The 9,255-nt window shown below is 32.4% G+C and carries 8 protein-coding genes; all 8 read right to left on the bottom strand.

Going from position 1 to position 9,255, the window contains the following annotated elements; translation table 11 throughout:
• Positions 1 to 23: 23 nt before the first annotated feature.
• Genes ACH2BG_RS03985 through panC form a run of 8 tightly spaced genes read right to left on the bottom strand, consistent with a single transcriptional unit; the run spans position 24 to position 9,082 of the window.
• The gene (locus ACH2BG_RS03985; protein ID WP_395046424.1) at positions 24 to 1,640 is read right to left on the bottom strand and encodes a DUF4139 domain-containing protein; all 1,617 of its coding nucleotides are present in this window, start codon (positions 1,638 to 1,640) and stop codon (positions 24 to 26) included.
• A gap of 59 nt (positions 1,641 to 1,699) precedes the next feature.
• Positions 1,700 to 3,655 carry a transglycosylase domain-containing protein gene (locus ACH2BG_RS03980; RefSeq protein WP_395046423.1) on the bottom strand — a complete coding sequence of 652 codons (1,956 nt, stop codon included), beginning with the start codon at positions 3,653 to 3,655 and terminating at the stop codon, positions 1,700 to 1,702.
• A gap of 20 nt (positions 3,656 to 3,675) precedes the next feature.
• On the bottom strand, positions 3,676 to 4,182 hold the full coding sequence (locus ACH2BG_RS03975) for a hypothetical protein (protein ID WP_395046422.1): 507 nt from the start codon (positions 4,180 to 4,182) through the stop codon (positions 3,676 to 3,678).
• 10 nt (positions 4,183 to 4,192) lie between these two features.
• Positions 4,193 to 5,554, bottom strand: a complete 1,362-nt coding sequence (radA, locus tag ACH2BG_RS03970; RefSeq protein ID WP_395046421.1) for a DNA repair protein RadA — start codon at positions 5,552 to 5,554, stop codon at positions 4,193 to 4,195.
• A 2-nt stretch (positions 5,555 to 5,556) separates the two neighbouring features.
• Positions 5,557 to 6,855, bottom strand: coding sequence for an alpha/beta hydrolase (locus tag ACH2BG_RS03965; protein WP_395046420.1), 1,299 nt, complete (start codon positions 6,853 to 6,855; stop codon positions 5,557 to 5,559).
• A 50-nt stretch (positions 6,856 to 6,905) separates the two neighbouring features.
• Positions 6,906 to 7,868, bottom strand: a complete 963-nt coding sequence (locus ACH2BG_RS03960; protein ID WP_395046419.1) for a lysylphosphatidylglycerol synthase transmembrane domain-containing protein — start codon at positions 7,866 to 7,868, stop codon at positions 6,906 to 6,908.
• Position 7,869: 1 nt separating this feature from the next.
• On the bottom strand, positions 7,870 to 8,220 hold the full coding sequence (gene panD, locus ACH2BG_RS03955) for an aspartate 1-decarboxylase (protein ID WP_395046418.1): 351 nt from the start codon (positions 8,218 to 8,220) through the stop codon (positions 7,870 to 7,872).
• A gap of 13 nt (positions 8,221 to 8,233) precedes the next feature.
• Positions 8,234 to 9,082 (bottom strand): pantoate--beta-alanine ligase, encoded by an 849-nt coding sequence (gene panC, locus ACH2BG_RS03950; RefSeq protein ID WP_395046417.1) that lies wholly within the window; start codon positions 9,080 to 9,082, stop codon positions 8,234 to 8,236.
• Between the last annotated feature and the right edge of the window lie 173 nt (positions 9,083 to 9,255).

Genomic DNA, 9,255 nt, shown 5'->3' with positions numbered 1-9,255 from the left:
CAATTGAGTTGGATTTTAGGTTGTTACAAATTACCAATAATTTTATCTTTAGGATATTTTACCAAATAACTAATCCTTATTTTCTTGGTTTCGTTGGGTTTCAAGTCTAAATCCCAAGTTAAGATTCCAGTTTCAAGGTTTGCTTTGGCACCATCTTTTTGAAGTAATTCGATTTCTATTTCTTTGTCAGTACTTAACGGATATTGATCTTTTAGTAACATTATGATAGCTTCTTTTTTGTTATTTCTTACTGTGATATCATAAGTAAAAGTCTGTTCTTTTTTAGAAGACAAGAATTTAGTTCCTGATTTATCTACTACTTTTTCACGTTTTATAGATACTTTTTTATCGCGTCCCATACTTAAATTTAGAGTATCGGAAGTTTGCGACGGATTTATCATCGTTTTCCCAACATACATGCCTTCAAAAATAATATTGGCTTCGCCAGGGAGTAAATTGTATTTAGAATAATCAGCAATTTCAGCTAGTAAAAACGCTTCTTTTTCTACTCTTGGTGCAGCATAATATTTGTAAGAAGCGGGTAATTTTATTTCTTTTAGTGCTACACTGTGAGCTTTTCCGTTAGATAAAATGTCGTAAGGAATATCGATATCAAAAGAAACATTCAATTGGTTTTCGTTGATTGTTGTATGGTTTGATATTGATGCAGTTTCCATGTCAGCTTCAGCTTCATTAACTTTTATACCAGAAGCTCTACTTTGAATTTGATTTGATTTTTTATCTGCGTTCATATAACCATAACTTTGCTCATACCCATATCTCAAAAACCATGAACTTAAAAGTGGCGCTTGATTGTTCTGATTTGGGTTTCCAGAAGACAATGTTAGTTTTACTTTTTTCCAATCAATTCCTGTATTTTGAACCACTTGCGCTTTGTACATTATATTTATTGGCGAAGTAACATTGTCTGCTCTCAAATCATAAAATGGAGACCATGAAGCGTTATTTGTAATGTACGAAATTTCTAAAGGAACATTTCCGGCAGTAGTATTCATAACCTGTAATACGAGTTTTCCTGAAGAAGTTTTTTCTTCTTTGCTAGTATCTACTTCTAGTTTGTTGTTTAGTTTTGTGATTAACTCGTTCAGCTTTTTTTCTTTTTCTTCAAGAGTGTTTATTGTATTACTAATTTCAGTTCGTTTGGATTTGTAATAATCGACCATTTTTGTCAATTCGACCACGCTTAAACCAGAATTTTGACCAAAAACTTGTTGGTTTTTGTCTAACAATTCGATGGTTTTGCTTTCGGAATTTTTAGAATTCCTTACTCGATTCAATTCTTTTTGAACGATAATTATGCTGTCTTTTACTTTCTTAATTGCTGGCGAATTTTCATCAATATCATATTCTGACATATAGTCGTTTGTAAACTGCACAGAAAGTACCGTTAATGATGATGGCGCGCCAATTTGAACCGAACTTTCATTCAAATAATTAGCGACATTTTTCACTACAATTTCGCTCGTTCCAGAAGGCAATAGAACGTTTGTGCTTTGTGAAATTTCGGCAGCATTAAAATAGACGGTTGCCGATTTTACTTTGGCAGAAACAAAAATAGGTTTCTGTGCAAATGATATTGCCGAAACCAAAAGAGTGAAAATTAGAATTATTTTTTTCATGATATAAGTGTTTTTTATATAGAGTGCTTTTTTGTAGAAAAGGTTGGGAAGGAGTGAAATTAATTAAAATCAAAATCGGTAAAAAGAGAATCTACAGCAATAGAATCTTGCACTTTAAACTTCATGTGTGTTCTTGCACGACCTGAAATAGAAATCGGAATTTGCTGCCCAATCGTGTCTTCAGGCGTTAATAATCCTCGACGCAACATGAGTTTACTCATAAATTCTTCGTGCTTGTTTGCAAAGGATTTTAGTTTTCCTTGGTCATCAAATTGATACATGAATTTTTTAGGTTTAGGTACAATCGAAGCTAAAAACAGACATTCTTTTAAGGTTAAATCTATTGGTTTTTTTTTAAAATAAAAAGCTGATGCTTCGCCAATACCATATACATTTGGCCCCCATTCTATCACGTTAAAATAAACTTCAAGCATGCGTTCCTTACTTGCAATTCGGTTATTTTCTAATAAGTAAACCAATAATATTTCTTCTAATTTTCGGGATAATGTTTTTTCGCGGGTCAAAAAAACATTTTTCACTAATTGCATACTAATGGTGCTGGCTCCTCGAGAGAATTTTTTGGTCCTAATATTTTTTGTAATCGATTGTTTGAAAGCCTCATTAATAAACCCGTGGTGAGAGAAAAACGAAGGATCTTCGGAAGTGAGCACGCATTTTTGAAGATAAGGCGAAATTAGTTCCAAAGGCGTAAAATTAGGATTAGAATCTCCTACTAAAACAGGACGTTGCAATACATTGTTTTCGATGGCGCGATAGACGAATTCTCCGTTTAGTTTGTTTAAATTGGCTTCGCCATATCTTAGTATTTTAAGATTCTCTTTGTTTAGATTACTATTAAAAACTAATGCGTATGGTTTGTTTTTGTTGTATTTGAAATTGAGTTTATAATCAAAATTTCCTTCTGTTTCCATTCCTGTAAAATGGGTAAACAATCCTTCTGGAAGCGAAGAAATAAAATCTTGAGCTTTCATTTTTGGGATCAGAATCTTAAGTTTATAAATCGTGTCTTCTTCGGTATTATATTCTGCAAAAGGTTGCAATTTGATGCTGTTTATTTGTGCCGATGAAGTACTGTCTATCGATACAAAATCGCTTCCCAATAAAAAGCGATAATCGAAACTAGCTGTTTTTATTAAAACTTCTTTTTTTGCAATTTTAGGATGATTGATGGTAAAATCCTCTACTGAAACCAATCCGTCAAGATGAAGTTTGTCGCTTTCTAAATCGAATTTATCCAATTTTAGGCGAACATTTTTAAAACCAGCTTTAAAACCAAAGCGCTTGTAAATATATGGTAATTGTATTTTTGAAGTATCATTGTTATAAATCCTTACATCGGCTTTTTTAGCTCTAGGATCTACAAAACCTGAAATGTTCCATTTTTGGGAAAATTCGCTCTCGGTAACATTAATATTGGTTTGTAATTGATGGTTTTTTAATTGTAATTCGGGCAAATGCATCGTTACTTTAATTCCCAAATCGTCCATCCGTAAGGATATGTTTTCGAGCTGCATTTCGGTTGGAACTAAGTTTAGAACTTTCGATAATAATCGGTAAGCTAATTTGGCGTAATTCCTTTTTTCATTAGCATCATCACTTTTTTCTCTTTTAAGAAAAGCATCAAAATTGCGACCTTTTTCGTTTTTTACGAGTTGAATAAACCCATTTTTTACTTCAAGATTTTGCAACTGAATGTCTCCTGTAATCAATTGAAATAAGTTGATTTTTGTTTTTATTTTTTCGACAGAAAATAGTGTGTCGGTCTCTTTAGGAACTAAAACGATATTATTCAATTCGATACTTGAAATACCATCGAAATGGGCTTTTTGTACAGAAAAATTACAGTTATAATCAGTTTCAAATTTTGAAGTCGCTTTTCCAATCACTTTTAGCAACAAAACGTCACGAAAAAAGTAAATTCCTGCTAAAGAAAATAACAAGAATACAATTAGGGTTTTAAGGAACAGAAAAAATTTTTGTTTTTTACTTCTCATAAATGTTATGCAAAATGTTATTATGATAATGAAGCTACAAAGGTATCTACTTCTTGTTTTTCTAACGCATATTTTATTTGTAAATCGGAGTTTTTACCCATTTTTGTGTAATAACTTAAGGCTTTATTGGCAAAAAACAATAATTGATGTTTGGGTAAATTAGGGATTTGCGGATATATTTTATGAAAAAGCATTTCGTAATAGGCTTGCCATTCCCTTTCGTTTCTATCATCAACAAATTGTCCAGTTGCTTTCTGATTTACATGAACCATTTCGTGGGTAATAAGATTGAGCATTAATATAAATTCAAAAGTATTTTCTGGAATTCTAATAATTTGTGGCAATCCAAAAGTGCCTTCGGTAGTCATAAGAATATATTCAGCTTTTGCTTTTTCTCGCAATTCGAAACCTTTAAAATTTGGGTGTTTTATCCCATATTCTTCAATAACAAAATTGGCGGCTTGAATAGTTTCGCCTAGTTCATGATAAGAATTTGTTGTTTGTAATATTTCAGAATAAGGTTTCATAATTTAAAATTTACCCAAACAATTCACTTGCAACATCTTCAATTTTAGCTACTAATTGTATTTTAATTCCAGTATTTTTCAACGAAATTTTATTGTATTTAGACACATAAATGGTCGAAAAACCTAATTTTTCTGCTTCTTGAATGCGTTGGTCTACACGATTTACAGGACGAATTTCGCCTGAAAGTCCTACTTCGCCAGCAAAACAGAAATCTTTATTAATAGGGATGTCTTCGTTAGATGATAATATGGCAGCCACAACTGCTAAATCTATAGCAGGATCATCTACCGAGATTCCGCCAGTAATATTTAGGAAAACATCTTTTGCTCCCAAACGGAAACCAGCACGTTTTTCGAGAACAGCAAGAATCATGTTGAGTCGTTTGGCATTGTAACCAGTAGTGCTTCGTTGCGGTGTTCCATAAACGGCGGTTGAAACTAAGGCTTGAATTTCTATCATTAACGGACGCATTCCTTCGAGAGTTGATGCAATTGCAGTTCCTGATAATTCCTCGTTTTTATGTGAAATTAAAATCTCTGACGGATTAGAAACTTCACGCAATCCAGAACCTTGCATTTCATAAATTCCGAGTTCGGCGGTAGAACCAAAGCGATTTTTTAATGATCGAAGAATTCTATATACATGATTTCTATCGCCTTCAAACTGCAAAACAGTATCAACCATGTGCTCCAAGATTTTTGGCCCAGCGATGCTTCCATCTTTGGTAATATGACCAATTAGAATAACGGGAACGTTAGTTTCTTTGGCGAATTTTATCAGTTCAGCAGTGGTTTCTCGAATTTGTGAAATACTTCCTGGAGAGGATTCAATATAATCAGTATGTAAGGTTTGAATTGAATCGATAATTACAATTTCAGGTTCAATTTCCTGAATTTGACGAAATATATTTTGGGTTTTGGTTTCTGTTAATATGTAACAATTGTCCCCGTTTGTAGTAATTCGTTCGGCACGCATTTTTATTTGTTTCTGACTTTCTTCGCCCGAAACATATAAGGTTTTGTATGGTAATTTTAATGAAATTTGAAGTAAAAGGGTACTTTTCCCAATACCAGGTTCTCCACCTAAAAGTATTAATGATCCTGGAACTATTCCGCCGCCAAGCACTCGGTTTAGTTCGCCATCGCAAGTATCCATTCGGATTTCTTGTGTCGAATCTATTTCTTTTACTAAAAGTGGTTTAGAAGCTTTTTTAACTTCCGATGTTTCGGCTTTCCAAGCTGCTTTTTCTTCTTTTTGAATAATTTCTTCAACAATGGTATTCCATTCTTTGCAGGCGTTGCATTGTCCTTGCCATTTGGAATATTGTGATCCGCAACTTTGGCAAAAAAAAGACGTTTTTACTTTGGCCATTATTATGGTTTTTTCTCTTCGGTTGGCGTTTCTGTAGGTGTTTCCGTTGGAGGCGTATCCGTTGTTGGTGTTTCGTCTATTGTTGGCGTATCGGTTACCGGAACTTCTTCGATAATTTCTTTGGCTTTACCACCTTTTAATCCTTTAGCTTTCACAGGAATTAATTTTTTTAAATCCTCTGCTTTATTCATCATCATGTCTTTTGTTAGTTCACGAATTTCTTGTTTCATAAACGCATTTTGATAAAATTTTACTGCTTTTTTATAGTCTTTTGTTTTTTCGTAAAACATTGCCATGTGGTAATCATATAACATGCTTTTTTCGTACTGCTGACCAGAAATTTGGGCTAATTCTTCGTATCCTTTGAAATCACCAGTTTTTAAAATTGCTGCTTCAATAGCTTTAAAATCGCCTAATCTAACATTCATTTTTATACCCAATGATTTTTCGATAGTTTCGTATTTGTCTGTAAGATATTTTGCATGACTGTCAGGTAAAATGGCTATTTTTTCTTGGTATTCTAAAGAAGAAATTGGTCGGTAAACAGAGAAAATTTGATACAAAGCATTAGGAATTCCGTTTAAAACTAAAGAATAATGTGAAGCATTTTTGAAATCATCAAATTTGTAATTTAACAAAGGATTTTTTACCGCAGTAATGTTTTTATCTAAAGCTTTTATTTGGTTTTGAAACTTTTTCAAATCACCATCGGATGTTGCTTGGTAATAAAATAAAGGTTCTTTTGTGGCAGCCAATCTTTCGGGAATTCTTTCTATCATTCCTTTTGCTAGCTCAGGACTTAAAGAGATATAGGCGCTAAATTGTGGAATGTCTTTATACAAAAATGAGTTTAATAATCCTGCGGTTGCGTCTAGTCCTGCAATAATTTTGAATGGTGCGATTCGGTATTTTTTTTCAAGATGTGGAATTAATTCAGCTCCAATAAATTCGAAAAAAGCACCTCCTTTTTTAGAAGGTAAACCAGTTGTTTCGTCAAATTCAGAATCATCGTAACGTTCTTCTTTTTTGTTTTGTTTTATTCCTATTAAAATAACTTCAGGAATATCGTCCCAATAATTTCCAAAAGCTAAATTTCCTTCAAAAGGAGCAAATAAATACTCACTATCTAAAACTAAAACTAGGGGATATTTTTTTTCGAGATTTTTCTCGTAAGAAGCAGGTAGTTTGATAGTTATTTCTCTGTCAGCGTTCAATTTTGCTGAATGAATGGTTTCATTAGTTGTTTGTGAAAATAATGTTACAGAAAGGAATAATGATAGGACAAAGAATATATTTTTCATAATATTAAGAATTACAATAGCGTGATTTTTTGAAGTAGCAATATAATAATTTATTTTCTTTTACCCACGATTGGGAGCGCTAAAAAAGAAAAAACACCAAGAAGAATTGTGATAATGAGTTGTGATATCCAAATAATCCAACCCAATGCGTTTCCTGCTTGTTCAGGAATGCCATATAGTAATAGGATTTTTGCTATTAGGACAGGAAAAAAGCCAAAACCTCCGTTGGTAAAAGTCATAACTAATCCACCAATAACAAAAGCTACAATTGTTGTTCCTAATGACATTGAATGCGTTGCTTCTATAGAGCAAACAGCAAAATAAAACATTAATATATAAGAGAGCCAGATAAGAAATGTATATATTAAAAAAGGAAATTTATTAGGCATTTTATAAACACTAAATGCGCCTTCTTTTAGTCCTTCTATTTTAGATTTTATAAAAAAAATCCATTTCCATTTTGAATATTTATACAGATAAATTGTTGCAATAAGTCCGAAGAAACAGAATACGGCAAATACAATTAATATCTTAAATGGAATGTAATATAAAAGAAATTTTTTGAGTGTAGAGAATTCTAATAGTACAGAGGTAATAATTAGGCACAAAAGAATAATAAAGTCGACGATTCTTTCGGCTATAATAGTTCCGAAAGCTTTATCGAAAGGAACATCTCGATATTTTTTTAGTACTAAAGCTCTGGAAACTTCTCCAGATCTAGGGATTCCTAAATTTACAAAATAACCAATACTAACGGCTAAAAAATTAATTTTGAAGCCAGTATAACTACCTATTTCTGCTAAAGTATATTTCCATCTGTAAGCTCTAAAAACATAACCTAGTATGGCAATTATAAGTGAAAACGAAATGTAATTATAATTTGCAGATATTACATAGCCTTTCATTTGGGCTAATTGTGTAGCTGTAAATGAATTGTAAATATACAATGTAAGTCCTAGTCCTAGTAAAATAGGAAGAATTACCCCAGAATAGGTGCTTAGTTTGTTTCTCACGTTATGTTAACGAATTGTCTTTTTCGTTAGGAAAAACCAACCAAGGTTTGAAGGTTTTTGCTTTTTCAAAATCCATACGAGCATAAGACATGATAATAATAATATCGCCTTTATGCACCTTGCGAGCTGCAGGGCCGTTTAGCGTTATTTCGCCTGAATTTTTCGCGCCTTTTATAGCGTAAGTTTCAAAACGTTCTCCGTTATTTATGTTTACAATATTTACTTTTTCGCCTTCAATAATGTTAGACGCTTCGAGTAAAGCTTCGTCAATAGTAATGCTCCCGATGTAATTTAAATCGGCGCCAGTCACTGTTACTCGGTGTATTTTAGATTTTACAACTTCAATTTGCATGGTACAAAGGTAATTATTTTAATGAAATGTTATCAATCAATCTTATATTGTTAACAAAAACGGCAATAAAAGCACGATAATTTTTGTTTTTACTTTTTCGTTTGCAAGTAAGAAGCGTTTGTTCATCGGCAATTTCGAAATATTCTAGCTCGAACATCGATTGATTTTTGAATGTTTTTACAGCCCAATTTGTTATTTCGTTAACAGTTTTTGTACCAAAAAGTTTTTTGGCTTCCTCCAAAGTTTTATAAATTATAGCTGCTTTTGCTCTTTCATCTGCCGAAAGGCGTTCGTTTCTAGAACTCATAGCTAATTTGTTTGCTTCACGAAAAATTTCGCAACCAACAATATTTACAGCTATCCTGTTTTTCTGAACTAATTTTCGAACAATAGCTAATTGCTGAAAATCTTTTTCGCCAAAATAAGCATTGGTAGGATTTATAATTTCGAATAATTTTTTTACGATTGTTCCCACACCGTCAAAATGTCCTGGTCTGTGTTTGCCTTCCATTTGGAATTCTAAACCATCATAATCGAAGGATTTTGAAACAGTTTTTCCTTCATAAATATCTTCGACAGTAGGAGCGTAAACTATAATTTTAGGGTTTAATGATTTTATTTTTTCAACATCGCTTTCTAAAGTTCTGGGGTATTTTTTTAAATCGTCTGGATTGTTAAACTGAGTTGGGTTCACAAAAATACTAACCACCGTGTAGTCGTTGTTTTTCAGAGATTCATTCATTAATGATAAATGACCTTTATGCAAAGCGCCCATTGTAGGAATAAATCCTATCTTTTTTTTGTCTTGTAAAAACGGATTCAAATAAGCTTTTACTTCTGTTTGTTTGTCAAAAATGGTCATGCGTAAAACATTAAAATTCAGTGCAAACTTACTATTTTAGTCAATATCAACATAAATTTTTGTAATTTTGCAAATGATTTGTGTCCCATAAACAAAACAAAACAAAAAATGGAGGATAAAAGAATTTTATATGTATCATCAGAAGTAGTGCCTTATCTTGCTGAAAATGAGGT

Source organism: Flavobacterium sp. (assembly GCF_043779715.1).
Lineage (GTDB): Bacteria > Bacteroidota > Bacteroidia > Flavobacteriales > Flavobacteriaceae > Flavobacterium.
Note: the sequence above shows the minus strand (reverse complement) of the source record. Positions and strands in the feature narration are given on the sequence as shown.

Coding starts and splice junctions, on each gene's coding strand:
- ACH2BG_RS03985 (WP_395046424.1), bottom strand. CDS start 1,640: ATGAAAAAAATAATTCTAATTTTCACTCTTTTGGTTTCGGCAATATCA.
- ACH2BG_RS03980 (WP_395046423.1), bottom strand. CDS start 3,655: ATGAGAAGTAAAAAACAAAAATTTTTTCTGTTCCTTAAAACCCTAATT.
- ACH2BG_RS03975 (WP_395046422.1), bottom strand. CDS start 4,182: ATGAAACCTTATTCTGAAATATTACAAACAACAAATTCTTATCATGAA.
- radA (WP_395046421.1), bottom strand. CDS start 5,554: ATGGCCAAAGTAAAAACGTCTTTTTTTTGCCAAAGTTGCGGATCACAA.
- ACH2BG_RS03965 (WP_395046420.1), bottom strand. CDS start 6,855: ATGAAAAATATATTCTTTGTCCTATCATTATTCCTTTCTGTAACATTA.
- panD (WP_395046418.1), bottom strand. CDS start 8,220: ATGCAAATTGAAGTTGTAAAATCTAAAATACACCGAGTAACAGTGACT.
- panC (WP_395046417.1), bottom strand. CDS start 9,082: ATGACCATTTTTGACAAACAAACAGAAGTAAAAGCTTATTTGAATCCG.